Annotated in this window: 30 protein-coding genes and 1 tRNA gene; 7 read left to right on the top strand and 24 right to left on the bottom strand. The window is 28.8% G+C overall.

The annotated features are described in order from the left end of the window. Window positions 1-10: 10 nt before the first annotated feature. Both rpmF and ACIJYI_RS03190 read right to left on the bottom strand, forming a co-directional pair. Window positions 11-193, bottom strand: a complete 183-nt coding sequence (gene rpmF, locus ACIJYI_RS03195) for a 50S ribosomal protein L32 (RefSeq protein ID WP_008544930.1) — start codon at window positions 191-193, stop codon at window positions 11-13. A gap of 2 nt (window positions 194-195) precedes the next feature. Then, complete coding sequence (locus ACIJYI_RS03190) at window positions 196-663, bottom strand: ubiquinol-cytochrome C chaperone family protein (protein ID WP_435114659.1); 468 nt, start codon at window positions 661-663, stop codon at window positions 196-198. Here ACIJYI_RS03190 and bamE point away from each other — a divergent pair. Then, entirely contained in the window at window positions 662-1,147 is a 486-nt protein-coding gene (gene bamE / locus ACIJYI_RS03185) for an outer membrane protein assembly factor BamE domain-containing protein (protein WP_435114658.1), read from the top strand. The two genes, ACIJYI_RS03190 and bamE, sit on opposite strands and share 2 nt — an antisense overlap. Here the strand turns inward: bamE and ACIJYI_RS03180 are convergent. The 11 genes from ACIJYI_RS03180 to ACIJYI_RS03130 all read right to left on the bottom strand — a co-directional run bounded on the left by ACIJYI_RS03180 (window position 1,134) and on the right by ACIJYI_RS03130 (window position 10,619). Next, window positions 1,134-3,239 (bottom strand): sodium-translocating pyrophosphatase, encoded by a 2,106-nt coding sequence (locus ACIJYI_RS03180; protein ID WP_435114657.1) that lies wholly within the window; start codon window positions 3,237-3,239, stop codon window positions 1,134-1,136. The genes bamE and ACIJYI_RS03180 overlap by 14 nt on opposite strands. 78 nt (window positions 3,240-3,317) lie before the next feature. Beyond that, entirely contained in the window at window positions 3,318-4,304 is a 987-nt protein-coding gene (gene thiL, locus ACIJYI_RS03175) for a thiamine-phosphate kinase (protein WP_435114656.1), read from the bottom strand. Next, complete coding sequence (locus ACIJYI_RS03170; RefSeq protein WP_435114655.1) at window positions 4,270-4,674, bottom strand: transcription antitermination factor NusB; 405 nt, start codon at window positions 4,672-4,674, stop codon at window positions 4,270-4,272. Before ACIJYI_RS03170 ends, thiL begins: the two co-directional genes overlap by 35 nt. Then, on the bottom strand, window positions 4,674-5,060 hold the full coding sequence (gene ribH, locus ACIJYI_RS03165; RefSeq protein ID WP_435114654.1) for a 6,7-dimethyl-8-ribityllumazine synthase: 387 nt from the start codon (window positions 5,058-5,060) through the stop codon (window positions 4,674-4,676). The genes ACIJYI_RS03170 and ribH overlap by 1 nt, the downstream gene beginning before the upstream one ends. Then, the gene (gene ribB, locus ACIJYI_RS03160; protein WP_435114653.1) at window positions 5,060-6,160 is read right to left on the bottom strand and encodes a 3,4-dihydroxy-2-butanone-4-phosphate synthase; all 1,101 of its coding nucleotides are present in this window, start codon (window positions 6,158-6,160) and stop codon (window positions 5,060-5,062) included. Before ribB ends, ribH begins: the two co-directional genes overlap by 1 nt. After that, window positions 6,147-6,740 (bottom strand): riboflavin synthase, encoded by a 594-nt coding sequence (locus ACIJYI_RS03155; protein ID WP_435114652.1) that lies wholly within the window; start codon window positions 6,738-6,740, stop codon window positions 6,147-6,149. Before ACIJYI_RS03155 ends, ribB begins: the two co-directional genes overlap by 14 nt. A 2-nt stretch (window positions 6,741-6,742) precedes the next feature. After that, window positions 6,743-7,849: a bifunctional diaminohydroxyphosphoribosylaminopyrimidine deaminase/5-amino-6-(5-phosphoribosylamino)uracil reductase RibD gene (ribD, locus tag ACIJYI_RS03150; protein ID WP_435114651.1), complete on the bottom strand. Its 1,107-nt coding sequence runs from the start codon at window positions 7,847-7,849 to the stop codon at window positions 6,743-6,745. After that, window positions 7,830-8,288, bottom strand: a complete 459-nt coding sequence (nrdR, locus tag ACIJYI_RS03145) for a transcriptional regulator NrdR (protein WP_435114650.1) — start codon at window positions 8,286-8,288, stop codon at window positions 7,830-7,832. Before nrdR ends, ribD begins: the two co-directional genes overlap by 20 nt. A gap of 3 nt (window positions 8,289-8,291) precedes the next feature. Next, entirely contained in the window at window positions 8,292-9,599 is a 1,308-nt protein-coding gene (glyA, locus tag ACIJYI_RS03140) for a serine hydroxymethyltransferase (protein ID WP_435114649.1), read from the bottom strand. Window positions 9,600-9,601: 2 nt separating this feature from the next. Then, the gene (gene rpiB, locus ACIJYI_RS03135; RefSeq protein WP_435114648.1) at window positions 9,602-10,027 is read right to left on the bottom strand and encodes a ribose 5-phosphate isomerase B; all 426 of its coding nucleotides are present in this window, start codon (window positions 10,025-10,027) and stop codon (window positions 9,602-9,604) included. A gap of 1 nt (window position 10,028) precedes the next feature. Beyond that, window positions 10,029-10,619, bottom strand: a complete 591-nt coding sequence (locus ACIJYI_RS03130; protein WP_435114647.1) for an aspartyl/asparaginyl beta-hydroxylase domain-containing protein — start codon at window positions 10,617-10,619, stop codon at window positions 10,029-10,031. A gap of 95 nt (window positions 10,620-10,714) precedes the next feature. Here ACIJYI_RS03130 and hemB point away from each other — a divergent pair, with 95 nt between their 5' ends. Then, window positions 10,715-11,704: a porphobilinogen synthase gene (gene hemB, locus ACIJYI_RS03125; RefSeq protein WP_435114646.1), complete on the top strand. Its 990-nt coding sequence runs from the start codon at window positions 10,715-10,717 to the stop codon at window positions 11,702-11,704. Here the strand turns inward: hemB and recO are convergent, their stop codons facing one another. Genes recO through dapA form a run of 10 tightly spaced genes read right to left on the bottom strand, consistent with a single transcriptional unit; the run spans window position 11,705 to window position 19,033 of the window. Further along, the gene (gene recO, locus ACIJYI_RS03120) at window positions 11,705-12,385 is read right to left on the bottom strand and encodes a DNA repair protein RecO (RefSeq protein WP_435114645.1); all 681 of its coding nucleotides are present in this window, start codon (window positions 12,383-12,385) and stop codon (window positions 11,705-11,707) included. 7 nt (window positions 12,386-12,392) lie between these two features. Continuing rightward, on the bottom strand, window positions 12,393-13,055 hold the full coding sequence (gene rnc, locus ACIJYI_RS03115) for a ribonuclease III (protein ID WP_435114644.1): 663 nt from the start codon (window positions 13,053-13,055) through the stop codon (window positions 12,393-12,395). Further along, complete coding sequence (lepB, locus tag ACIJYI_RS03110; RefSeq protein ID WP_435114643.1) at window positions 13,055-13,792, bottom strand: signal peptidase I; 738 nt, start codon at window positions 13,790-13,792, stop codon at window positions 13,055-13,057. Before lepB ends, rnc begins: the two co-directional genes overlap by 1 nt. After that, window positions 13,789-14,175 carry a holo-ACP synthase gene (gene acpS, locus ACIJYI_RS03105; RefSeq protein WP_435114642.1) on the bottom strand — a complete coding sequence of 129 codons (387 nt, stop codon included), beginning with the start codon at window positions 14,173-14,175 and terminating at the stop codon, window positions 13,789-13,791. Before acpS ends, lepB begins: the two co-directional genes overlap by 4 nt. A 3-nt stretch (window positions 14,176-14,178) precedes the next feature. Next, window positions 14,179-14,898 carry a pyridoxine 5'-phosphate synthase gene (locus ACIJYI_RS03100; RefSeq protein WP_435114641.1) on the bottom strand — a complete coding sequence of 240 codons (720 nt, stop codon included), beginning with the start codon at window positions 14,896-14,898 and terminating at the stop codon, window positions 14,179-14,181. After that, window positions 14,895-15,482 carry an orotate phosphoribosyltransferase gene (pyrE, locus tag ACIJYI_RS03095; protein ID WP_435114640.1) on the bottom strand — a complete coding sequence of 196 codons (588 nt, stop codon included), beginning with the start codon at window positions 15,480-15,482 and terminating at the stop codon, window positions 14,895-14,897. The genes ACIJYI_RS03100 and pyrE overlap by 4 nt, the downstream gene beginning before the upstream one ends. After that, a complete protein-coding gene (locus ACIJYI_RS03090) occupies window positions 15,439-17,184 on the bottom strand; it encodes a RelA/SpoT family protein (RefSeq protein WP_435114639.1) in 1,746 nt (581 codons plus the stop codon). Before ACIJYI_RS03090 ends, pyrE begins: the two co-directional genes overlap by 44 nt. Before the next feature lie 19 nt (window positions 17,185-17,203). Beyond that, window positions 17,204-17,716, bottom strand: a complete 513-nt coding sequence (gene folK / locus ACIJYI_RS03085; RefSeq protein WP_435114638.1) for a 2-amino-4-hydroxy-6-hydroxymethyldihydropteridine diphosphokinase — start codon at window positions 17,714-17,716, stop codon at window positions 17,204-17,206. Continuing rightward, complete coding sequence (gene smpB / locus ACIJYI_RS03080; protein ID WP_435114637.1) at window positions 17,682-18,152, bottom strand: SsrA-binding protein SmpB; 471 nt, start codon at window positions 18,150-18,152, stop codon at window positions 17,682-17,684. The genes folK and smpB overlap by 35 nt, the downstream gene beginning before the upstream one ends. Next, complete coding sequence (gene dapA / locus ACIJYI_RS03075) at window positions 18,152-19,033, bottom strand: 4-hydroxy-tetrahydrodipicolinate synthase (protein ID WP_435114636.1); 882 nt, start codon at window positions 19,031-19,033, stop codon at window positions 18,152-18,154. The genes smpB and dapA overlap by 1 nt, the downstream gene beginning before the upstream one ends. 43 nt (window positions 19,034-19,076) lie before the next feature. Here dapA and ACIJYI_RS03070 point away from each other — a divergent pair, with 43 nt between their 5' ends. After that, window positions 19,077-21,299 carry a lytic transglycosylase domain-containing protein gene (locus ACIJYI_RS03070; protein ID WP_435114635.1) on the top strand — a complete coding sequence of 741 codons (2,223 nt, stop codon included), beginning with the start codon at window positions 19,077-19,079 and terminating at the stop codon, window positions 21,297-21,299. On the opposite strand, the gene ACIJYI_RS03065 is transcribed toward ACIJYI_RS03070, so the two are convergent. Beyond that, window positions 21,300-21,391: transfer RNA gene (locus ACIJYI_RS03065), tRNA-Ser, on the bottom strand. Window positions 21,392-21,458: 67 nt separating this feature from the next. Between ACIJYI_RS03065 and ACIJYI_RS03060 the strand changes: the two genes are divergently transcribed. The 4 genes from ACIJYI_RS03060 to ACIJYI_RS03045 are packed head-to-tail and all read left to right on the top strand — an operon-like array spanning window position 21,459 to window position 26,554. Next, a complete protein-coding gene (locus ACIJYI_RS03060; protein WP_435114634.1) occupies window positions 21,459-22,712 on the top strand; it encodes a sarcosine oxidase subunit beta family protein in 1,254 nt (417 codons plus the stop codon). Continuing rightward, window positions 22,712-22,987 (top strand): sarcosine oxidase subunit delta, encoded by a 276-nt coding sequence (locus ACIJYI_RS03055; RefSeq protein WP_435114633.1) that lies wholly within the window; start codon window positions 22,712-22,714, stop codon window positions 22,985-22,987. Before ACIJYI_RS03060 ends, ACIJYI_RS03055 begins: the two co-directional genes overlap by 1 nt. 5 nt (window positions 22,988-22,992) lie before the next feature. After that, the gene (locus ACIJYI_RS03050; RefSeq protein ID WP_435114632.1) at window positions 22,993-25,998 is read left to right on the top strand and encodes a sarcosine oxidase subunit alpha family protein; all 3,006 of its coding nucleotides are present in this window, start codon (window positions 22,993-22,995) and stop codon (window positions 25,996-25,998) included. Continuing rightward, entirely contained in the window at window positions 25,991-26,554 is a 564-nt protein-coding gene (locus ACIJYI_RS03045) for a sarcosine oxidase subunit gamma family protein (RefSeq protein ID WP_435114631.1), read from the top strand. Before ACIJYI_RS03050 ends, ACIJYI_RS03045 begins: the two co-directional genes overlap by 8 nt. Window positions 26,555-26,557 lie beyond the last annotated feature (3 nt).

Here is a 26,557-nt window from a genome sequence, read left to right as displayed (position 1 = left end):
AGTTATAATATTACTCTTTAGGGTCTAAAACTTGTCTACCCTTGTACATGCCAGTTTTTAAATCCAAGTGATGAGAAAGTCTATACTCACCAGATTTTTTATCTTCAACAATATTTTTAGTTGAATATTTCATCGTTTGAGCTCTTCTCATTCCAGTTCTGGAAGGGGTTTGTTTGCGTTTTGGTACAGCCATAATTATTGGTTACTTACACTTTTTATAAAAGAATTCAAAGTTTTTTTTGATAAATTTTCATTAAATTTCTCAAAATAGTCAAGTAAATGATCAATTTTTTCATAATCACTAAAAAAGACTGAAAATTTTTTAATTTTATCTGCTTTTGATAATTCTTCCCAAAAATGTATTTCTGAAACCATTGAATGGAATAAATTGATGTAATCTTTCATTTTCTTATTTATTGATTGATCGCCATAACCTATTTCTCTTATACTTAATTCAAGCTGTCTAAAATTAAAGTCATAGATTTTTTGTAAAATGTCCTTATTTTCAATATTTTTAAAATTTTTCAAAAAAAAAGAAAAATGTAATAAAAATAATGATAATCTGTCTGAAAAGTTGTCTTGTCTTGATAAAAACTTGTATAATTCTTTATTTCTAGTGTAATTAATCAAATTGTTATAAATATTAAGATATTTTTCATCCATGATTAAAATATTATATATAATTTTTCTATCATTAGTAGTTGCAAATTGCTCATTCAAACCAGTTGTAAAACATCATGGTGTACCCTTTCTTGAAAAAAAACAAAAAAATCTGACAATCAATAAATCTAATAAAAATGATATAAAAAAAATACTAGGTATTCCTTCAACTACAAGCAAATTTGATAACGATATATGGATATATATAGAAAGAAAACAAACTCAATCAAAATTAAAAAATTTAGGTAAAATGAAAATCTATAAAAACGATGTTCTTGTATTAGAAATAGATAATTATGGAATTTTAAAAAGCAAAGAGTTTTATAATATTGATGACATGGAAGAATTAAAAAAATCTGAGTATCAGACAAAAACAGGATTTACAAAAAAATCATTTATTTACAACTTTATGTCTAGTATGAGACAAAAGATTAATGACCCTCTTGGAAAGAGGGCCAAAAAACGAAAAGAAGTTAGCCAGCAATAACTGCTAATAATAGCAACGCAACAATATTTGTAATCTTAATCATTGGGTTGACTGCTGGACCAGCGGTATCTTTATATGGGTCACCTACTGTATCACCTGTAACAGCGGCTTTATGAGCCTCTGAACCTTTACCACCATGGTTGCCATCTTCAATATACTTTTTAGCATTATCCCAGGCTCCGCCTCCTGCCGTCATTGATACAGCAACAAATAAACCCGTAATAATAACACCTAGTAACATTGCTCCTACAGCTGCAAGAGCCGCAACTTGTCCACCTATAGCTAAAATTATAAAATAAAGAACAACTGGAGATAACACAGGTAATAAAGATGGAATTATCATCTCTTTAATTGCTGCTACAGTTAAAAGATCAACTAATTTTGCATAATCTGGTTTTTGTTTTCTTTTCATGATACCAGGGAACTTTTTAAATTGTCTTCTAACTTCAACAACTACTGCTCCACCTGCTCTACCAACAGCTTGCATACCCATTGAACCAAATAAATACGGTAACATTCCACCAATTAATAAACCAACAACCACATATGGGTTAGATAAATCAAAAGTGACAACGATACCTTCAAGTTTAGATCCTGCTACACCTGAAAAATGTTTAATATCCTCAACATATGCAGCAAATAAAACTAGGGCCCCCAAACCAGCTGAACCGATAGCATAGCCTTTTGTAACTGCTTTAGTTGTATTACCAACTGCATCTAAAGCATCAGTAGTTTTTCTTACTTTTTTATCTAAGTTTGACATTTCAGCTATACCACCAGCATTATCGGTAACTGGTCCATATGCATCTAAAGCAACAACCATACCTGCTAATGCAAGCATTGTAGTAACTGCAATTGCAATACCATATAGTCCAGCGATAGAGTTAGTGGCTAAAATTCCTGCAACAATAATTAATGCTGGAACAGCAGTTGCTTCCATTGAAACAGCCAAACCTTGAATTACATTAGTACCATGTCCAGTTGTAGAAGAAGCTGCAACAGATTTTACAGGTCTATAATTTGTACCTGTATAGTATTCAGTAATCCAGATTAATAATCCAGTGATAACTAAACCAATTATTCCACAATAATATAAACTCATACCATTAAAGATTTTTCCATTAACATTATATTCTGTTGAAAAACCAATAACATGATCCGTGACAGGATATAAAATTACTATTGAAGATAAAGCTGAAACAACAAAACCTTTATACAAAGCGTTCATTACATTTTTGTCTTTACCAAGTTTAACAAAAAAAGTTCCTAAAATTGAAGTCAGAATACAGGCTCCACCAATAGTAAGTGGGTAAATCATCATACTCATATCACCTTGAAAAAATATTGAAGATAAAACCATTGTTGCAACTATAGTTACTGCATAAGTTTCAAATAAATCTGCAGCCATACCAGCACAATCTCCAACATTGTCACCAACGTTGTCAGCAATAACTGCTGGATTTCTAGGGTCATCTTCTGGAATTCCAGCTTCAACTTTACCCACTAAATCAGCACCAACATCAGCACCTTTAGTAAAGATACCTCCACCAAGTCTAGCAAAAATTGAAATTAAAGATGCACCAAAACCTAATGCAACAAGTGCATTCACAATTTCTCTCTCATCAACATTGTATTTTAATAATAAATAATAATAAACTGCTATAGCTAACAAAGCTAAACCAGCAACTAACATTCCAGTTACTGCACCCGATTTAAAAGCAACTGATAATCCTTGCGCAAGACCTTTTCTTGAAGCTTCAGCTGTTCTAACATTAGCTTCTACTGAAACTAGCATTCCAACATAACCAGCAATACCAGATAACGTAGCACCAACAAGATAACCAAGCCCAACTAATGGACTAAAAGCAACACTAACAATTACTAAAACTACAACACCTACAATTGCAATTGTTTTATATTGTCTTGCAAGATAAGCTTTTGCACCAATTTGAATTGAAGATGCAATATCTTGCATCTTTGCATTACCTGCACTTTGATTTAAAATATTTTTTCCAGTAAAAAATCCATAAACAATGGATAAAAAACCAGCTGCGATTGTGTATAATAATATTGTCTCTACTGTTGTGCTCATAAAAACCTTAAGGTTATTGATTGTTAAATTTTAAGCCCGGACAATACAAAAAAAGCTAAAAAAGACAATAAATAACTTCTAAAATTGATGCTTATAACCTTTATTTTTGACAAGTATTTGCTTGTTTTTTTGATCAATAATCTCATTTTGTTTTGAGCCTGAGTTTATTTTGCCAATCTTAGTTATCTTAATACCAAGAATTTTTGACGTATTATGAATGATTCTATTTTTAGATGGGCTGGCTGTAAAAAGGATCTGATAATCATCACCATTAGATATATATTTTAATTTACTTAATTTTTTATCTTTTATTAATTTTATTAAATTTTTTGAAATTGGAACATCTTGTTCTTTCAAAGTATAGGATAATTTTTGCTTATTAATCATTTTATCTAAATCTGTGATAAGACCATCAGACACATCAATAGAAGTATTAGCAAATTTTAATAAACTTTTTGCTAAATTAATCTGAATATCAGGTAGGTAATACTTGTTAATAAAGTAGTCTTTAATTTTTTTTGAAACTTTAATTTTATTCTTTAAAAGTTGTAGACCAACAAAACTATCTCCTAAATTTCCAGTTACATAAATATCATCATTATATCTAGCTCTATTTCTATAAATTATATTTTTTGAGTATCCAACCGATGTAATAGAAAAGCTCAATTTATTTGAGAATGTTGTGTCACCACCACATAATAAAATTCCATATTTTTTTTGTTCTTTAGATAATGATTTAGAAAAATTTGACAATTTTTTATGTGAAAATGTATCTTTATTACCTGATCCTGAAACAAAATAAAATTTAGGTGTGACTCCTTTACATATTAAATCAGATATAGAAGATCTTATAATTTTTTTTATTACAAGATCTGGTTTTTTAAAATTTAAAAAATGACTACCCTCATTATAGGTATCAATTGAAATAACTAAGCCTTTTTTTTTATCAAAAAAAACATCATCATTAAGATTTAGTGAAGATTTATTAGACTTTGCTAATTTTGAAAAATATTTTCTAATTAATTCAAATTCATGCATTGGAAGTTCGCAATTTTTTTCCAACATTGTCAAGAAGTGCGTTTAAATATTTTGTTTGCGAGTCTTCTAAAAAGAAATTTGATGAATTTAAATATTCTTTAATTATAATATTAATAGATAAGTTTGGTTTATACATGAATTCATATGTTGCAGCTTTTAAAATAGTTTGAAAAACTTTATCAAGATTTTCTAAAACAAATTCATCACCAAGTTTATTGTTTAACTCATCATTAATTAATTCATTTCTTTCTATAGTTCCTAAAACTATATCCTTTATAAATTTTTTAAATCTATGTTTGGGAAATTCTATATTATCATCTTCATTATAAAGTTTTCCATATAACTTTTGTATTATAATTACTCTTGGGTTATTTTTAGGATTAAAATGAGTTCTCATTATTGTGACAAGATAGATAGCACTGCCTTAGCAGCCTCTGCACCTTTTTTTTTTCTTATTTTTGCTTGAGCCATATTTAGACATGTTATAATTCCATTACCAATAGGTTTTTTATTTGTTATTGATAAATGCATTATAGCATTAGTGGATGCTTGAGATATAAAATCAAAATGAGGTGTTTCACCTTTAATAACACAGCCTAATGCAATAAAAGCATCAAATTTTTTAATATTTTTTGATATTGTCACCGGTATTTCAAACACACCTGGAACTCTAATTATTTTGATCAAATTAGATTTTGGTATCAATTTTAGAGTACTTTCTAAAAGACCTTTGGCTATATCTTCGTAATAATCAGCAATTACTATTAAATATTTTTTTTTCATTAAATTATTTCTTGTTTGGTTATCTTTATACCATAACCATCTAAACCAATAACTTTTTTGGGAGACTTACTAATTAAAGTCATGTTCTTAATCTTCAAATCTTTGATTATTTGAGCTCCTATACCATAATTTCTAATTAGTTTATCTTTGCCCTTTTTATAAAAATCTTTATTCTTATAATCTTTTAGTGTTTGAGTGACTGATTTTAAATTAGTGTCCTTTATAAAAACAAGAACACAATTGTTAAACTTTTTAAAATAATTTAACGTTTTGTTAAATGAATTTGGCAATTCTTGATTCATTAAATAATTTTGAACTACATTTGATGATATTACCCTTACTCTTGGAGTGACACCTTTTTTAATATTACCTTTTATTAGAGCAAAATGCTCTGAGCCATCAAGTAGATTCTCGTAAATTCTAATTTTATATTTTTGATTTTTAACTACAATATTGCTTTGTTTTTTTAACCTTATTAATTTTTCTTTTTTGAGTCTGTAAGCGATTAAATCCTCAATTTTTCCAATTTTAAGATTATGTTTTTTAGCAAAATTAAATAAATCTTGACCTTTTGCCATTGTTCCATCTTCATTCATGATCTCACAAATAACAGCTGAATTATTTTTTTTAGCCAATTTAGATATATCAACTGATGCCTCAGTATGTCCGGCTCTAACAAGCACCCCTCCATCTTTAGCTATTATTGGAAAAACATGGCCCGGAGAAACAATATCATTTTTTTTAACATTTTTTTGTGATGCAATTTTGATAGTTTTAGCTCTATCTTTTGCTGATATTCCAGTTGTAATACCTTTTTTTGCTTCAATAGAAATAGCAAAAGCAGTTTTGTTTCTTGACTGGTTGTTTGTAGACATTAACGATAAATTTAATCTTTTAGCCTGAAGACTATCAAGAGCTAAACAAATTAATCCACGACCATGCATAGCCATAAAATTTATGTTTTTAGCATTAGAATTTGAGGATGAAATAATTAGATCACCTTCATTTTCTCTTTTTTCATCATCAACCAAAATGAACATGCCGCCTTTTTTAGCAACATTAATAATATTTTCTATCGTGGCAAAATTATTTTTTTTCATTAAAATAATTTCTAACGTATTTAGATAAGATATCTATCTCTATATTGACTAAACTATTTTTTTTAAGATCTATCAAGTTAGTTTCATTATAGGTGTGAGGTATTATCCAAATTTGGAAACCTTTTTTAGTAATCTTTGAAATAGTAAGAGATATACCATTTATACATATTGATGCTTTCTCTATTAATTGTTTTTTTTGTTTGGGAGTAATAATGAAATTAAAAAGGTATGATTTATCAATTTTTTTTATACCTCCAACTTTACCTACTGTGTCAACGTGACCTTGGCATATGTGTCCGGAGATTTTTGTTCCATATTTTAGAGGCAATTCTAAATTAATAACATCTTTGATCTTTAAAAATTTAAATTTAGATCTTTCGATAGTTTCTTTTGATAGATAAAATTCCATAACTTTGGATTTATAAGAAATTAAAGTTAAACAAACACCATCACAGGCTACAGAAAGTCCAATATTTTTACTACTTAGTTTAAAGTTACTTTTAATAAAAACATTTAAACCTTTTGGTCTTTTTATGATTTTTGTTACAACACCCTGATTATAAATAATTCCATTAAACATATTTAGATCTTATGCAATATTACTGTGTCTTTGCCAAAATTTGATTTTAACTTTTTCCTATTTTTATACTTTTGTTTAAGAATTTTTAAACCATTAAATTCCCTGAAATCATTTAATTTTGGTAATTTTTTTGAACTTTTGAATAAATAAAATTGATTATATATTTTTTTTTCAAGTAAATAATTTGTTAAATCATTGCCACCTTCAACTAAAATATTTCTTGATCCTAGACTATAAAGTTTTTTCATGATTGTTTTTATTTCAAATTTCTTATCTTTGGTTATTTTTGATTTGATAAGAGTAATTTTACTTTTTTTTAATTCATCCACTTTTGATTTATTAGCTTCATTATAAAAAACAATAGTGTTGTCTTTCACTGCAGATTTAAATAAATAACTTTTTGTATTAAGACTTAGTTTGTTATCTAAAACAATTCTTGTAGGTGAAAAATTCCTCATATTTTTTAATCTACAATTCAATCTAGGATTATCTTTATTTAATGTTTTGTAGGAAATCATAATTGAGTCATTAGAATATCTTAAATAGTGTGTAAGTTTATCTGACAATTTATTTGTAATCTTTTTGTAACCTTTGCTGTAAATCAAATTATTTTTTGAGATTGCAATTTTACCTGTAATAAATGGTAGTTTATTTTTCTTATTATAAAAATATGAACTATAAAATTGCAAAATATCATTTTTTAATAATCCAGATTTAACCTTAATATCCTTCAATTTTAATATTTTTTCTGTTTTACCATAAACTCTTTTATCAACATCTTTAACTGAATAAATAACTTCAGAAATTTTAGATTTTATTATTGAATTAGTGCATGGTGATGTCACGCCATAATGGCAACAAGGTTCTAATGTTACATACATTTTTGAACCCTTAAGATTTTCAGAACAATTATTTATTGCATTGTATTCGGCATGCGGCCTTCCATTCAATGAAGTTCTACCAATTGATATAATGTTATCATTTTTAACAATTACACAGCCTACTGAGGGATTTAACCCTGTAAGACCTTTTCTTGATATTGCCAAATCTAAGGCAAGCTCCATATATAGATGATCTTTAAATGAAAATTTATCTTTTTTTGTAGACATCTAATTTGTCCACGAATTGTACAAAATCTTTTTCTTCTCTAAAATTTCTATACACAGATGCAAAACGAACATAAGCTACAGGGTCTAATTCTTTTAGGCCTTCCATGACCATAGTTCCTATTGTATTTGTTGAAATTTCACTTTGACCCAGTTCTTCTAAGGCTCTTGAAATTTTACTTATAAATTTTTCTGCAGTTTCAGTATCGATTGGTCTTTTTTTAAGTGCAATATAAATTGATTTAGAAAGTTTATCTCTATCAAAAGAAGATTTTCTTCCATTCTTTTTAATAACCATTATTTCTCTAAATTGAACTCTTTCAAAAGTCGTGAAACGAGCACCACAAACACACAATCGTCTTCTTCTAATAGCTGTACCATCCTCAGTAGGTCTAGAGTCAACTACTGATGTTTCTCCTTTTTTACAAATTGAACAAATCATTTATTACAGATTCTTATATATTGGAAATGATGAAGTTAAAGTAATTACTTCATTTTTGACTTCATTTTCAATTTTAGCGTTATCAGATGGGTTGTCAGACAGTCCTTTTAAAGTTTTGGTGATCAATTCACCTACAGTTTTAAATTCATTTAACCCAAAACCTCTGGTAGTTGCTGCTTGTGTTCCTAATCTAATACCGGAAGTAATCATTGGTTTTTCAGTATCAAAAGGAATTCCATTTTTATTACATGTTATATTGGCTCTAGATAGACTTTCAGCAGCTAAATTACCTTTGACGTTATATGGTCTTAAATCTACTAACATTAAATGTGTATCGGTACCATCTGAGTAAATTTTAAAACCATTATTCTTTAAAGTCTCAGCTAACATTTTAGCATTTGCTAAAACTGATTGAATATAATCTTTAAATTCTGGTTGCAATGCCTCTAAAAATCCAGCTGCTTTTGCTGCTATAATATGCATTAATGGTCCACCTTGATAACCAGGGAATACAGCTGTATTAAATTTTTTAGCTAGATCTTCATGATTAGTCAAAATTATTCCTCCTCTTGCACTTCTAAACACCTTGTGAGTTGTTGAGGTTACAACATGAGCATGATCACATGGATTTGGGTAACCTTTTCCTGCTACTAAACCAGAAAAATGTGCCATATCTACCATTAAGTATGCACCAATTTTATCAGCTATATCTCTAAATCTTTTAAAATCTATCACTCTTGAATATGCACTACCACCAGCTATGATTAATTTTGGTTTATGTTCTAAAGCTAGTTTTTCCACATTATCATAATCAATAAGTTCTGACTCTTTATCAACATCATAACCTATTGCATTAAACCATTTACCTGACATAGAAATTTTTAGGCCGTGAGTAATGTGACCACCTGAATTTAAACTCATACCCATAAATGTATCACCAGGATTTAATAATGCTAAAAATACTGCACCATTAGCTTGAGCACCTGAATGTGGTTGAGCATTTGCAAATTTACAATTAAATAACTCTTTTAATCTTTCAATCGCTAAATTTTCAGCTACATCAACATGTTCACAACCATTGTAATATCTTTTCCCTGGATAACCCTCTGCATATTTATTTGTTAAAACAGATCCTTGTGCTTCCAATACAGCTTGTGAAACAATATTTTCAGAAGCTATTAACTCGATATGTTGCTGTTGTCTTAAAAGTTCATCTTGAATAGCTTTATAAAGTTGTGGATCTTTTTTAGACAAACTATCCTCAAAAAAACTTTTATAACTATCATTTAAGTAATTTTTTTCTCTAGACATAATTAAATTTTTTTAATTCTTGTAGAGTGTCTTCCACCTTCAAATTTAGTATTTAAAAAAACACCAACACAACTTAAGGCATTTTTTTTGGTTAACAATCTTGATCCTAATGTAATGATGTTTGCATCGTTATGCAATCTTGATAATTTTGTTGATTTTAAGTTAAAACATTGCGCAGCACGTATGTTTTTATGTCTATTCGCCGCAATATTCATTCCCATGCCAGAGCCACAAACTAAAATACCAATATTATCTTTATTTGTTTTCACTCTCTTAGCAACCTTATGAGCATAATCTGGGTAATCAACTCTATTAGCATTGTAAGGACCCATATCTTGAAAAGATAATTTTTTTTTTGATAAATATATCTTAATAAATTCTTTTAATTTGTACCCAGCGTGGTCTGATGAAATAAATATTTTTCTCAAATTAATTAAATTTATGATCTAACACGCAAGCAACTAAGTGAATTCTATTTTCTTCACCACCGTTAAACGCATTATGATATTTAGTATTATTAGTTATCCACACAGATCCGTCAGCAGGCAAGTGTTTTGCAACATTATCTATAACCATATGACAACCAGGGTTTGTAATAATTGGAATATGTAATCTAGGTTCTGGGTCTCTATGCCAACTTAATGTTGATCTGGGTTGTTTTAATAAAATTCTAATTCTTCCTAGTTTATATTTTGATGACAATACATCAAAAACTTCTTTAAAGTATGTGTTTTTATAATCATCAATAAATTCTGAATATGCAGCCTCGTTAATACTTTCGTCTCTTATTTCTTCTTTACCCGAAGAATCTGGGTAAGTCCAAAAAACTCCTCTAGCTTTATGGCCTTTAATGGAATCAGGATCACCTGGTATTTGAGTTAAAGAAATAGCTCCAAAATTGGTTATACCTGCTGGACCATCAAAGTTCTTTATCTTTACAATTTCTTTATATGCTTTTTGTAATTCTTTAATATTAAATTCAATGTCTTGCTTTTGAAAATCTTGAAAATTTAGCGTCATTATATTTGTTTTTTTTACCCTTAATAATTGTTTAATACCCTTTTTAAGTTATATTTGTATATTACATTTGTCGCATTTTAAAAGAAAATTAAAACATGATTACAGGAAAATACCCAGCCTTAAGACTTAGACGAAATAGAAAGAATTCGTGGTCAAGAAAGTTAATTCAAGAAAATACCTTAAGTTCAAATGATTTCATACTACCAATATTTTTAATAGACGGATCAAATAAAAAAGAATCAATAACATCAATGCCAGATGTTTATAGATATACAATAAATAGACTTGCGCAGATAGTGGATAAAGCTATTGATAATGGATTACCAATGGTTGCTCTTTTTCCTAAAACTAGAAATAGTTTAAAAAATGAGATTGGCTCTGAATCGCTCAATGAAAATAATTTAGTTTGTAAAGCAATTGTTGAAATTAAAAAAAGATATAAAAATCAAATAGGTATAATGTGTGATGTTGCATTAGATCCATACACTTCTCATGGTCATGACGGATTGATTAAATCAAATCAGATTATTAATGATGAAACAATTAAAGTCCTAATAAATCAGTCGTTGCTTCAGGCTGAAATGGGTTGTGATGTTTTGGCCCCTTCTGACATGATGGATGGAAGAGTTGGAGAAATTAGAAAAGCATTAGATCAAGTAGGCTATCAAAATATTCAGATTCTTTCTTATGCTGCAAAATATGCTTCTAGTTTTTATGGACCATTTAGAGACGCTGTTGGATCCAAAGGATCTTTAAAAGGAGATAAAAAAACTTATCAAATGGATTTTAGAAATACCGATGAAGCATTAAGAGAGGTTGCTTTAGATGTTAAAGAAGGTGCGGATATGGTTATGGTAAAACCAGGTATGCCCTATTTAGATATTATAAAATCAATTAAAGAAAAATTTAAGATACCAGTTTTTGCATACCAAGTATCTGGAGAATATAGCTTAATTTCTCATGCAATTAAAAAAAAACTAATTAATGAAGATGCTATTTATGAAAGTTTAGTTGCATTCAAAAGAGCTGGAGCAAATGCAATTGTTAGTTATTATGCTGATAGAATTAATAAAATTATAAAATAATTATTTAAAAGAATTTATAAATAATAACCGGCTATTTGGATAGTTTAAATTATTAGGTTTTAAAATAGTTTTATCCAAATAATCACTAACTAATTTGAGTCCGTTTAATAAAGTTTTTAAATCGTTTACTTTAAGATTTTTTTCAATTAAAAAATTAGGTACATATTTTTTTTCTTTAGAAGAAATGGCATAATACACAGTCTCATTTTCAACTATATCTTTTTCAACTAGGTTTTCTAATTCAAGGTCATAACCAAGAATTTTAAGTAACTCTAGTTCCCAAAAAATATAATTTTTTAGCCAATCATCGTTTTTAAAAATTGAAAAAAGATTATCTATTAAAGCATAAACTTTAATATTTGATTGAGACTCTGCAGTTAAAATTTTAATCAAATTCATAACAGATGTAATGCATGATAATTTTTGTTTATGGTCAAAATATAAAGGACTATAGGCATTAAGTATCTCAACTTTAAAATAACCTATTCTATTAACGTTTTTTGAATTATGATTGATGTGTAATTTATTACCTATCTGAAGGTAATTTTTAATTTTTTTTGAAGTACCCCCAAAAATAATACCTGAAACTTTTCCATGATTTTTAGTATACAGTTCAGTAATTAAAGAATTTTCATTATATCTATTTTTACTAATTAAAAAACCTTCATCTATCCAATTCATATTTTGATCACTTTATATTTTTTAAACATTCAATAGCAGCATTTTGTTCAGCATCTTTTTTTGATTTTCCTGATGAAATAAAATATTTTGTATCAGGAAGTTTTACACCAACTTTAAACATAGGTTTATGGCGAGGTCCTGTGTTTGAAATTAATTTATATGAAGGAAGTTTTTTGAATTTTTTTAAACTAAACTCTTGTAGCTTAGTTTTTGCATCAATTTGTGTAATAATACTATTTTTAATATGATTTTTCCATAATTCTAAAACAACTTTCTCTGCAACACTTAAACCCCTATCAAGGAAAATAGCACCTATTAAAGCTTCACAACTATCTGACACAATCTTATCTTCAATCTTAATTTTTTTATTTTTAGGATTAAAAGTTAATATAAATTTATCTAAGTTAATATTTTTTGCTATTTCTAAGCAGGTAGTTTTATTAACTAATGATGCAAATTTTTTATCAAGAATTCCTTCTTTTTCATCAGGATATATTTCTAATAATTTTTTTGATACAATTAAACCAAGAACACGGTCACCTAAAAATTCTATTTTTTCATTATTTTTGTTTGTATCAAAACTTTTGTGGGTAAGAGATTGCTTTAATAAGTCTAAATTTTTAAATTTAACATTAATTGTTTTTTCTAGTTTATGGATGTTCCTAATCATTAATTAATTTTATCAAATGTTCTATTAAATCTTATAGATTTATGCCATTTCCAAAAAGCAAAAATACTGCCTATATTTCTGTCAGATGAAAAAAATATAAACTGAGCTTTTCCAACTAAATTGTCTTTGTGCACATACCCAACACTTGTTAAATATCTACTATCTTTAGAGCAATCTCTATTATCTCCTAAAAAAAAATAGTGATTTTCGGGAACTGTAAATACATCGGAATTTTGATACGTGTAATCTTTTAAATAAACAGTATGAAATTTTTTTCCATTTGGTAAAATTTCCTCAAATTTATAAACATCAATAACTCTGTTTCCACAGTAAATTTTGTTTTTAATTAAAATTTTAGATTTCAAAATTTCACTACTATTTAAATATAAATTACTATTTATGAATTGAATTTTGTCACCAGGCAGACCAATTAATCTTTTTATATAATCAGTCCGATTGTCTGCAGGTGTTTTAAATACAACAACATCTCCTCTTTCTGGATTATTAAATAAAATTCTTTTATTCAATATAGGAGGGCTAAAAGGAAAAGAATGTTTGCTATAACCATAAGAATATTTAGTTACAAAAAGTCTATCACCGACAAGTAATGTGGGTTCCATGGAAGATGATGGTATATAAAAAGGCTGGATTAATAGAGATCTAATAATAATGGCAATAATTAAAGCATACAAAAGAGTCCTTATATTTTCTGAAAAAAAATTTTTATCTAATTTCATTTTGATTGAATAATTGTAAATGCAGTTGAGTAATCTTTTTCATCAGAAATTGAAAGAAAACAATCAAAATTTCTAACTTTAAATCTTTTTTGAATGATTTTAGTAATTTTATTGGTTATCAAATAATATGGTTTGCCCATGGTATCATTCATTATCACTATATCTTTGAAGTTTAAGTTTTTTCTAAAACCTGTACCTAAAGCTTTTGTAAATGCCTCTTTAGCAGCAAATCGTTTAGAAAAATAATTTACTTTGTTTTTTGTCAAATTTGATTGTTTGAGTTCTTTATTGTCATAAACTCTGATCTTAAATTTGGTATTTTTTAAAGAATTTTTAATTCTTTTGTTTTCGATAATATCAACACCAATACCAAGAATTTTCATTATCTAATTCCTAATGATTTTTTTGAAATTTTTAATAACCTTTGAAAGGCCAATAAAAACAGCTTCACCAATAATAAAATGACCAATATTGAATTCTTGAATTTCTTTAATTTTATTTAGTATTTTTGTTGTTTTGTAATCCAGTCCATGACCAGCATGTACTTCAATATTATACTTATTTGCAAGTACCGAACTATTCTTTATTCTATTGAACTCATTAATATAATTTTTCTTAGATTTTATTAAGTTTGAAATTTTGCCAGTATGTATTTCAACACAATCTGTATCTAACATTTTAGATAATTTTATATCTTTAATTGACGGATTTATAAATAAGCTTGTTCTAATTTTAGCTTTTTTAAACTTTTTGATAATTGTATTCAATTTTTTTTGATTTTTTTCTAAATCTAATCCGCCTTCTGTTGTAACTTCTTTTCTATTTTCGGGTACAATACAAATATAGTCAGGTTTTATTTTAAGGGCATTTTTAACAATTGTATCATTCATTGAAATTTCAAGATTAACCAAAACTTTTTTTAAATTACAAATATTTTTAGCATCTAAATCATTAATATGTCTTCTATCTTCTCGTAGATGAATAGTCACAGAGTCTGCACCCATATTAATTACTTGGGTTGCTGCATAATATGGATCTGGATGTTTTTCACCCCTAGCATTTCTAATAGTTGCTATATGATCTATGTTTACACCTAATCTTTTCACTTAATAAATCTACTTCCTGGTGTGGTGATAGGTATCGATTTAAGATTTTGTGGTAATTTTTTTTCACTAAATGTTGGAACGTCTATTTTTAAGTGAGATGTGATACCTGTTTTAATTTTGAGGGATTTTTTGGTTGATCTATCTATTATAGATGCGAATCCTAAAAGTTTAGCATTTGCCTTTTTAATTAATTTTACACATTCTAAACTTGATTTACCTGTTGTTATTACATCCTCTATTATTAAAACTTTAGCTCCCTTTTGAATACTAAAACCTCTTCTTAAAGTAAATTTTCCATTAACTCTCTCACAAAAAATTGTTTCTTTTTTTAAAAGTTTACCAACTTCATATCCTATAATTACTCCACCCATTGCTGGAGCAAGAATTAAGTCAATGTTTTTATATTTTTTTTTTATTTTGTTTGCCAAAGATTTGCAGATTCTTTCAGCTAAATTAGGAAAGCTCAAAAGTTTTGCACATTGTATATATTTTGAAGAATGCAATCCTGAGGATAATACAAAATGGCCTTCTAAAAGAGCATTAGTCTTTTTTAAAATATTTAAGGATTTTTTGTGTGAAAGCATTTCTTTTATCTTCGTGTCTAATTATCTTAAATTTTATACCTTTTTGTTTGAGCACTGCAATAAAATTTGTGAAGTTTTTAAGATTAGTAATGATTAATTTGAATTTAAAATTAATATATTTCGGATTTTTACCTGCCATTTCAACATTAGAAATATTCAACTTATGACTACCAATTAAAGAACTAATATCACCAAGTTGGCCTGGTTGATCAGGTAATGAAATCCATAATGTAGTGTTGTATTTTTTTGCCTTCTCTTCTTTCTGCTCACCTTTATCATGCCAATACCTTCTGATAGCCGATCTAGCTTTACCAGTTTTTGTTGTTGGTATCCAATGGAGTGATGGAGATTGATTTTTTGAAGTGATAATATTTACACTATCGCCATTTCTTAATATGTCCTGTAATTCAGATTTATTTCCATTTATTTCACATCCAATTGCTGTGTTACCTATTTTTGTATGTACTGCATAAGCAAAATCTATCGCTGTTGCGTCTTTGGGTAGTTTAATTACAGAGCCCTTAGGTGTAAAACAAAATACATTTTCCTGAAACATTTGTAATTTAGTATATTCATAAGAATGTTCAGGATTTTCATTTTTTTCAATGATCTCAACAAGGTCTTTTAACCAATCGTATTCCTTCCAACTAACAGAATTAAATTTTTCTGATGATTTGTATTGCCAATGAGAAGCAACACCTCTTTCTGCAAATTCGTGCATTTCACGTGTTCTTATTTGAATTTCTATAGGTTTTTTATTTGATCCTATTACCGCCGTATGAATTGATTTATATCCGTTGATTTTAGGTGATGATATATAGTCTTTAAATTTACCCGGAATACAATTATATTTTTTATGAAATATGCCAAGAGTTTTATAACACTCATCAATATTATCTAATATTATCCTAAAACCAATGATGTCTGTAATTTGCTCCAAAGATACTCTTTTTTTTTGAACTTTTCTCCATATAGAAAACGGAGTTTTTTCTCTACCATAAATTTCTGGATTTATATGATGTTGATTTAAGATTTCACTTAATTCAAATGAAAGTTCTTCAAATATATTCTTTCTATCTAATTTAATTTCATCAAGTTTTTCTTTAATTAATTTCCTTGCCTCATAATTTAAAATTTCAAATGATAAATCTTCTAACTCATCTCTAATTCTGTGCATGCCCATTCTATCAGCTAATGGTGCATAAATTTCCATTGTTTCTTGAGCAATTCTTTTTCTTTTTTCCTCTTTTGTGATAGCTTTAATTGTTCTCATGTTGTGAAGACGGTCAGCTATTTTTACCAATAAAACTCTAATATCTTTAGATGTTGCTAAGATTAATTTTCTAAAATTTTCTACTTTCGAATTGCCTCCAGCAGTATTTTCAAAAACTGAAATCTTTGTTACACCATCAACCAAGTCAGCAACTTCATCACCAAATTCGCTTTTAATAGTTTCGTATGTGGCAAAAGTATCTTCTATGGTATCGTGCAACAATCCAGTAGTAATAGTTGCACTGTCTAACTTTAAATCTGTCAAAATATTTGCAACTTCAATAGGGTGAACAGAATATGGGTCACCAGATGCTCTTTTTTGATTTTGATGAGCCTTTACTGCAAAATTATAAGCTTTATCTAATTTTTCTAAATTTAAAAATTTATTATATCCTTTAATCTTATTTATTAATTCACTAGAGTTAGGCATCGTTCATTATAACACTAAATCAAATTTGTTTAATAGATCTAATATCGTTATTTGGCAGCAAATAAATTAACTGCTTAATGTTCTTTTTTATGATGGGATGCACCCATTTTTTTTCAATTTCAAATAATGGAAATAATACAAAATTTCTTTTATGCATCATTTTATGAGGTAAATTTAATTTACCTTTTAAATTTAGACCATTAAAATCTAGTATATCAATATCACATTCTCGAGGGGAGTTTCTGATAGATTTTTTTCTTCCTAGCTTAACCTCAATTAATTTACACAATCTTAATAGTTCAATGGGTTTCAATTTACTACTTGCTTTAATAACAATATTTATAAACTTTGGATTATTTTGGTCTGGCCAAGACGGCGTTTCGTAGTAACTTGATACTGACAAAAAGTTTACATTATTTTCCAATAAATATGATTTCGCTTTTTCTATATTGTTGACCTTATTACCCAGATTTGAGCCAACACCTAGATAAACTATTTTAACTTGATTTTCTGATATATCTAGCTTTGTCACGATTCCAATCTCTATTTTTCTTGGTGGCTCTTTTATCAAACTGTTTTTTCCCTTTTGCAACTGCTAATTCAATTTTAGCTTTGCCTTTTTTAAAATACATTTTTGTTGGCACAATAGTAAAACCATCTCTTTGCATTTTACCAATCAATTTGTTTATTTCTTTTTTGTTAAGTAAAAGTTTTCTTTCATCCATTGGACCATGATTTGAGTAACTGGCTTGCTTATAAGCTGCTATATGTGAGTTTATTAAAACTAGCTCTCCATTTTTTTCTACGGCATATGAATCAGCTATATTAACTTTGCCATCTCTAATAGATTTTATTTCAGAACCTTTTAAAACTATCCCTGCTTCTAAAAGATCTTCAAAAAAATAATTGAAACTAGCTTTTCTGTTTAAACAAATAATCTTTAAACCAGAATTGGTTTTTTTATTCATTAAATCAGTTTAGCTGAAACTAAAGCTTTTTTTACTATTGATTTTGTTTCCTCAGTAACTTTAACTAAAGGTAATCTTACAGCATCATCGCATAAATTCATTAATTTTGCTGCATACTTTACTGGGCTTGGATTACTCTCTACAAACATAGCATTATGTACAGTTTGTAAAATATTGTCTAATTTTTTTGCTTCGTTAAGGTCATTTTCGTTTTTTGAAATTGAAAATTTTTGGAAATCTGAGCAAATTTTTGGAGCAATATTTGCGGTAACACTTATTGATCCAACACCACCTCTCCTATTGAATTCGAATGCATTATCATCATTACCAGTTAGTTGAACAAATTCATCACCCATTTTAGATAATTGCAGATCAACTCTATTTAAATCGCCAGTAGCATCTTTTACACCAACAATATTTTTTAATTCAAAAAGTCTTGCCATTGTGTCAACAGACATGTCAATGACAGATCTTCCAGGGATATTGTATATCAATATAGGTATCCCACATTTATCATTAATTGCTTTATAATGCTGATATAATCCTTCTTGGGTAGGTTTATTGTAATAAGGTGTAACAATTAACGCTCCATCAGCTCCTGCTTTCTCTGCATGTGATGTCAATGAAATTGCTTCTTCTGTAGAGTTTGAGCCAGTTCCAGCAATAACTGGAATTTTTCCATTACTTTCTTTAATACATAAATCAATTACTCTTTGATGTTCTTCGTGGCTAAGAGTGGGAGATTCTCCAGTTGTACCAGCTGGGACTAAACCACCTGTACCATTGTCCATGTGGAAATGAATTAATTTTATATAAGCATCTTCATCAAGGCCATTATTTTTAAACGGTGTGATTAACGCAACATTTGATCCTTTGAACATAAATACTTATAACATAGATTATAGATTCATATACTAAAAGATTATGTTGAAAAATTTATTATTATTTATTGGGCTACTTATATCAATTATTATAAGTTTTAATAATCTGTCAGCTGAAACGATATCTTTAATTCCATTAAAGAAACCTGTTCTTTCTAACGATGAGTTTAATAAAAAAATATCTAAAAATATTATTAAACCTATAAAAAAACCAAAAAAAGATAAAATTGTATCAATTGAAAAAAAGAAAATTATAAAAACACTAAAAGAAACCAAATTATCTTTTAAAATACCTAAAAAAAAACCATCAATCGCTGGAATAAATACTTCAAAAAATATTAAAATATCTAAATATTATAGCAAAAAAGACTTTGGAATAGCTAAAAAAGCAATTTCAGAAATGCAAAAAAGTAAATGGACTACATCGCTCAAGATAGCAAAAAAAGCAAAAGATAAATCAATATATAATTTTATTCAATGGAAGCATCTTTTGACATCTGGAAATCAAGCATCTTTTTATGATTATAAAGTGTTTATTGATCAAAATTCAAAGTATCCAAGAATTGGTAGGTTAAAATATCTTGCAGAACACAAGTTATCTACTGCAAAAATATCTCCAAAAAAAATAATTGATTGGTTTGATGGCAAAGAGCCACTTAGTGGATATGGTAAAATGATAATTGGTGAAAGTTTTGTTTTAACAGGAAATAAAGATAAAGGTAAAAAATTAATTAAAGAAGGATGGATAACTGCAGATTTATCTAAAAATGAATTAAAATTTTTTAGAAAAAAATTTAAAAAATATCTCAATGCAGATGACTATATTAAAAGAGCAGATTATCTGGCATGGAACAATAAATATTGGGATTTAAAAAGATTGTTAAGATATTTGCCTAAAGATTATGAGCTCTTATATACAGCAAGACAAATATTAATGACCAGAGGCTATGGTGTAGATCAAGCAATAAAAAATGTTCCAGAAAAATTTAAAAACGATGCTGGGTTAAATTACGATCGTTTAAAATGGCGAAGAAAAAGAGGTCGTGTAGACTCATCCTTAGAAATTTTATTAAGTATTAAAAATGATAAAAACTATCTTGTAGAACCTGAAAAATGGTGGAAAGAACGTGAAATCATTTCCAGAGCATTGATCTATAAAAAGAAATATGAAACTGCTTACAAAATTTCAAGTAATCATGGTATGTCGAAAGGATCAGATTTCGCAGCTGCAGAATGGATGAGTGGTTGGATTGCATTAAGTTTTTTAAACGATCCTTTGATAGCTAAAGATCATTTTCAAAATTTTTATAATAATGTAAATTACCCTATAAGTACATCAAGAGGTGCATATTGGCTTGGCAGAACTTATGAAGAATTAGGTAATAAAGAACAGTCAGTGTATTGGTACGATATAGCATCAAAATATCTTACAACATATTATGGGCAGTTAGCCTTTTTAAAATTAGATCCTAGCGGTAAATTTGAACTTAATAAGGATATGAAGATAGATAACAAATACAGGTATATTTTTTTTAATAAAGAACTTGTAAAAATTACATATCTTTTGGATGAATTAAAAAAAGATAAATATACAAAATTTATTTTAAGACACTTGGCAAATGATAATATTCAAAAAGGAAGTGAAGTTTTAGCAGCTGAACTCGCTACAAACATACAAAGATATGATTTTGCTATTCAAATATCCAAAATATCTTCCTACCAAAAAAGATTTCACAATAAATTTAATTATCCAATTATAAGCACACCCAAAAAAATTAACGGTCGTAAAATTCCTGAAAGTGCATTTATCTTGTCAATTATAAGACAGGAAAGTGAATTTGATTTAAGTGCTAATAGTCACGCAGGTGCAAAAGGATTAATGCAATTAATGCCTTACACGGCTAAGTTAGTTTCTAAGCAAGCAAAACTTCCCTACTCAAAATCAAGATTAACTTCAGATCCTGAATATAATATAAATTTAGGTTCTCATTACATAGCAGGATTAATATTACAATATGAAGGAGCATATCCTTTTGCAATCGCAGCCTATAACGCAGGTCCTAATAGAGTAAAATATTGGAAAAAAATAAATAAGAATCCTCAAAAGAAACAAATTAACTATGTTGATTGGGTCGAGCTAATTAAATTTAGAGAAACAAGGAATTATGTTCAACGTGTGTTAGAGAATTATAATGTTTACAGATACATATTGGAAAAAAAACCTATACCTATGAAAGATTTTTTTAAAGATCAGCCTCTATTTTAATGGCGGAAGAGGAGGGATTCGAACCCTCGGTACAAGTTTCCTCGCACGGTCATTTAGCAAACGACTGGTTTCAGCCTCTCACCCACTCTTCCGTATGACATAGTGTATTAAGTGATTGTATTGAAAATTCAATATTTATAAAGTAATTATTCGATAATTATGAAAAATAGATATTCTGTATTTTCTTTGATTAAAAATGCTCTTTCTTATCATGAGAATTGGCAGAGAGCATGGAAAGATCCTGTTCCTAAAAAAGAATATGATGCTGTTATTATTGGTGGAGGTGGCCACGGACTAGCTACAGCCTACTATTTAGCAAAAAAACATAACATGAAAAATATTGCTGTTGTTGAAAAAGGCTGGATTGGTGGAGGAAATACTGGAAGAAATACCACAATAATAAGATCAAATTATTTATGGGACGCAAGTGCTGGTCTCTATGATCATGCTTTAAAAATTTGGGAAGGGTTATCTCAAGAAATTAATTATAATGTAATGTTTAGTCAAAGAGGTGTAATGAACCTTGCTCATAATTTGCAAGATGTAAGAGATTTAAAAAGAAGAACTCATGCCAATAGATTAAATGGTATTGATGCAGTTTACTTGAGTACTGAAGAGGTTAAGAAATTTTGTCCAATTATAAATACTTCACCAGATATTAGATACCCAGTTTTAGGTGGAACCCTTCAAAGAAGAGCTGGAACAGCAAGACATGATGCTGTGGCATGGGGATATGCACGTGCTGCAGATGAAATGGGCGTTGATATAATTCAAAATTGTGAAGTAAAAGGCATCAAAAGAAAAGGTGATGCTGTTGAAGGAATAGAAACTTCAAGAGGTTTTATAAAAACAAAAAAAATTGGCGTGGTTGCAGCAGGTCATTCAAGCGTCATTGCTAATATGGCAGGTATAAGATTACCTCTTGAAAGTAAACCTTTACAAGCATTAGTTTCAGAACCTGTGAAACCAATAATAGATACTGTTGTTATGTCAAACGCTGTCCATGCTTACGTTAGCCAATCAGATAAAGGTGAACTTGTTATTGGTGCTGGAACAGATGATTATGTATCGTATTCTCAAAAAGGAAGTCATCAAATTGTTGAAGGAACACTAAATGCAATTTTGGAACTTTACCCAATATTTAGTAGAATGAGAATGCTTAGACAGTGGGGAGGAATTGTAGATATCTGTCCAGATGCAAGTCCTATTTTAAGTAAAACTTCTATTAAAGGTTTGTATTTTAATTGTGGTTGGGGAACAGGTGGATTTAAAGCAACACCAGGTTCAGGAGATTTATTTGCTCACACAATTGCTAACGATGAGCCGCATAAGCTAAATGCTGCATTTAATTTAAATAGATTTATAAGTGGTGATCTTGTTGATGAACATGGTGCTGCAGCGGTTGCTCATTAATGTTTATTATAAATTGTCCATATTGTGGTGAAAGAGATCAACAAGAATTCAAAGCTGGTGGTGAAGCACACATTGAAAGACCAAAACAACCTACAGAATTAAGTGACGATGAATGGGCAGAATATCTTTTTATGAGAAAAAATATTAAAGGTGTTCAGTTTGAAAGATGGAACCATGCTCATGGTTGTAGGAAATGGTTCAATATGGTGAGAGATACCTCTAATGATAAAATCAAATTAATATACAAAATGGGTGAAAAACCTCCTTCTGAATAAATGATATGTCAAAAAATTTAAGAATAAAATCAAGCGAGTATATTGATGAGACTGTTAGAATCTCTTTTAAATTTAATGGAAAAATTTACTATGGTTTCAAAGGTGACACACTAGCTTCAGCCCTACTCGCTAATGATGTTCATTTAGTTGGTAGAAGCTTCAAATATCATAGACCAAGAGGAATAATGACCTCGGGTTCAGAGGAACCAAATGCAATTGTTCAGGTTAATGATAAAACAAATAGATCAGAGCCAAATGTAAGAGCTACAGAAGTAGAAATTTATGAAGGTTTAGAAGCTTCAAGTCAAAACTGTTGGCCTAGTGTTAATTTTGACATTGGTGGTGTAAATAATGCTATCTCACGTTTTTTACCAGCTGGTTTTTATTATAAAACTTTTATGTGGCCAGCAAGTTTCTGGGAGAAATATGAATATTTTATCAGACACTCAGCAGGATTAGGTAAATCTCCAACTGATAAAGATCCAGATATATATGATCATAGATACATCCATTGTGATGTTTTGGTTGTTGGAGCTGGTATATCGGGAATATTGGCAGCAAAAAATGCAGCTAAAAATAATTTAAAAACTCTACTTGTTGATGAAAAAAATGAATTAGGTGGAGCAACTATTTATCAAAATAGAGAGTATAATAAAATTGATGATCAAAATTCATCTGATTGGCTTAAAAAAGAAATACTAGAATTAAAAAAATTAAAAAATCTTGAAATTAAAATAAGAACAAGTGTTGCTGCTTTTCATGGATATAATTATTTATTAGCAAGAGAAAACCTTACAGATCATTTAGAAAAAAATGAAAAACAAGAAAAAGTTAGACAAAGACTTTTAAAAATAAGAGCAAAAAAAGTAATTCTCGCGACAGGTGCTTTGGAAAGACCTCTTGTATTTAACAATAATGATAGACCTGGAATTATGCTTTCTTCTGCTGTTAAAAAATATGCAGATTTCTATGGTGTGGTATCAGGTAAAAAGAATGTTTTTTTCACGAACAACGATAGTGCCTATGAAAGTGCTTTTTGCTTACATAACAAAGGAATTAAAGTTCAAGCCATAATCGACATTAGAGAGAGTTCAAATTCTAAGATTGTAAAAGCTGTAGAAGAAGCTGGTATTAAAATTTATTGGTCTCACACTGTAGTTGATACTAAGGGCTACAAAAAATTAGCTAGTATATCTATCATGGAACTTTCAAAAGATGGATTATCTGTTACTGGAAATAAGACAAATATCTCATGTGATTGCTTGGGTGTTGCTGGTGGGTGGACACCAGCTGTTCATTTGTTTACACAATCTGGGGGTAAATTAATTTTTAATGAAGATAACAAAATGTTTTTACCTAACAAGTATCCTTCTGATCAATTAAGTATTGGTTCTTGTAACGGTGATTTAAAGCTTAAAGAAATTATTAATAATTTATCAAAAAATTTAAAAAAATTTTTAAACATTAGTCAAACTGATTTTGACAATATTGTTATTGAGAGTGAAGAAGAAAATTCAAAAAGAAATATTTGGTTATTACCATCAGATAAACCTATTGGAAAAACAAAACCATTTGTTGATTATCAAAATGATGCAACTGCAAAAGATATTAAGTTAGCTTTACGAGAGGGATTTAGATCAATCGAACATGTAAAAAGATACACAACAACAGGTATGGGCACTGATCAAGGTAAACTTGGTAATATGCATGCATTGGGAATTATAGCAGATACCGCAGGTGTGAAGATGGGCGAACTCGGAACAACAACTTTTAGACCACCTTATACGCCATTGACTTTTGGAACTATTGTTGGTCACAATGTAGGTGAGTATTTTGATGTATTTAGAAGAACTCCAATGAATGATTGGCATATTGAAAATAATGCAGAGTTTGAAAATGTTGGTCAATGGAAGAGAGCTTGGTATTACCCTATTAACGGTGAAAACATGCATGAAGCAGTACAAAGAGAGAGTATAGCTGCAAGAGAAAGTGCAGGAATATTAGATGCTTCAACATTGGGTAAAATTGATATTCAAGGCACCGATGCATCAGAATTTTTAAATAGAGTTTACACAAATGCTTGGTCAAAACTTGGTATTGGTAAATGTAGGTATGGTTTGATGCTGAATGAAGATGGAATGGTTTATGACGATGGTGTCACAACAAGGCTTGGAGAAAATCACTACTTAATGACTACAACAACAGGTGGAGCCGCAAACGTATTGGGCAAACTTGAAGATTATCTACAAACAGAATGGCCTGAATTAGATGTTTATTTGACCTCAGTTACTGATCATTATGCAACAGCAAGTTTATGTGGGCCAAACAGTAAAAAAATATTAAATAAGATTGCTCCTGATCTTGATTTATCTGAAGAAAATTTTCCCCATATGTCTTTCAAAGAAGCTCAAATTGAAAATATTAAATGTAGAATTATGAGAATAAGTTTTACTGGTGAGCATAGTTACGAAATTAATGTTCAGGCAAATTATGGAAAAGCTCTTTGGGAAAAATGCATTGAAGCAGGTAAAGAATTTAATATCACACCATATGGCACTGAAACTATGCACTTACTACGTGCTGAAAAGGGATTTATAATTGTTGGTCAAGATACAGATGGAACAATGACACCTATTGATCTCCAGATGGATTGGATAGTAAGTAAAAAAAAATATGATTTCATCGGTAAAAGATCACTTTACAGATCGGACACCATGAAAGAGGATCGTAAACAATTAGTTGGACTTGTAACAGATAATCCAAACATAATTTTAGAAGAAGGTGCACAAATAGTTTCTGAGTTGAATCAATCTCCTGTTAATATGCTTGGGCACATTACATCCAGTTACTACAGTCCAAATTTAAATAAATCTATTGCCCTAGCTGTTGTTAGAGGTGGAAAAAAAATGATGGGAAAAAAATTGTTTATTCCAATGGAAGATAAAACAATTAATGTAACTATAGTAAATCCAGTTTTTTTTGATGAAGAAAATAAGAGGTTAAATGCTTAATTATAAATCTCCAATAAATACAGAAATCAAACATAACGATATATCAATTAAAGAAGTTTCACCCATCATGAAACTAAACTTAAGAGGAAAAAAAAGAGAGTTCTTTACAGCTGTTGGAAAACATTTGGATATGATTTTGCCAATAGAGGCAAACACATCTTCATCAAGCTCTAAACTTACTTCTATATGGTTAAGTCCTGATGAATGGATGATTATATCGAACGATATAACTGAAAAAGACACAAACAAATATATTCTTGAAGAAAATTTACGTAACAGTATTTCAAAAACTAATTTAGGTGCTGTAATTGATGTAACTGATCATTTTGTAATGTTGGAATTAGAGGGAACGAATATATATGAATTATTTTCTTCAGGTAGTCCGTTTAATTTTAATAAATTCAAAGAAAAAAAAGGATCTACGACACAAACATTGCTAAACAACATTGATGTAATAATTCACAATAAAGGTGATAATTTAGTTAATTTATTTGTTAGACGCTCATTTTCAGAGCATTTATACTCTTGGATAAACGATAGTGCGTCAAGGTTATAAGGT

It is taken from the genome of Candidatus Pelagibacter bacterium nBUS_36, assembly GCF_051201215.1.
GTDB lineage: Bacteria > Pseudomonadota > Alphaproteobacteria > Pelagibacterales > Pelagibacteraceae > Pelagibacter.
This window is presented reverse-complemented; position numbering and strand designations above follow the sequence as displayed.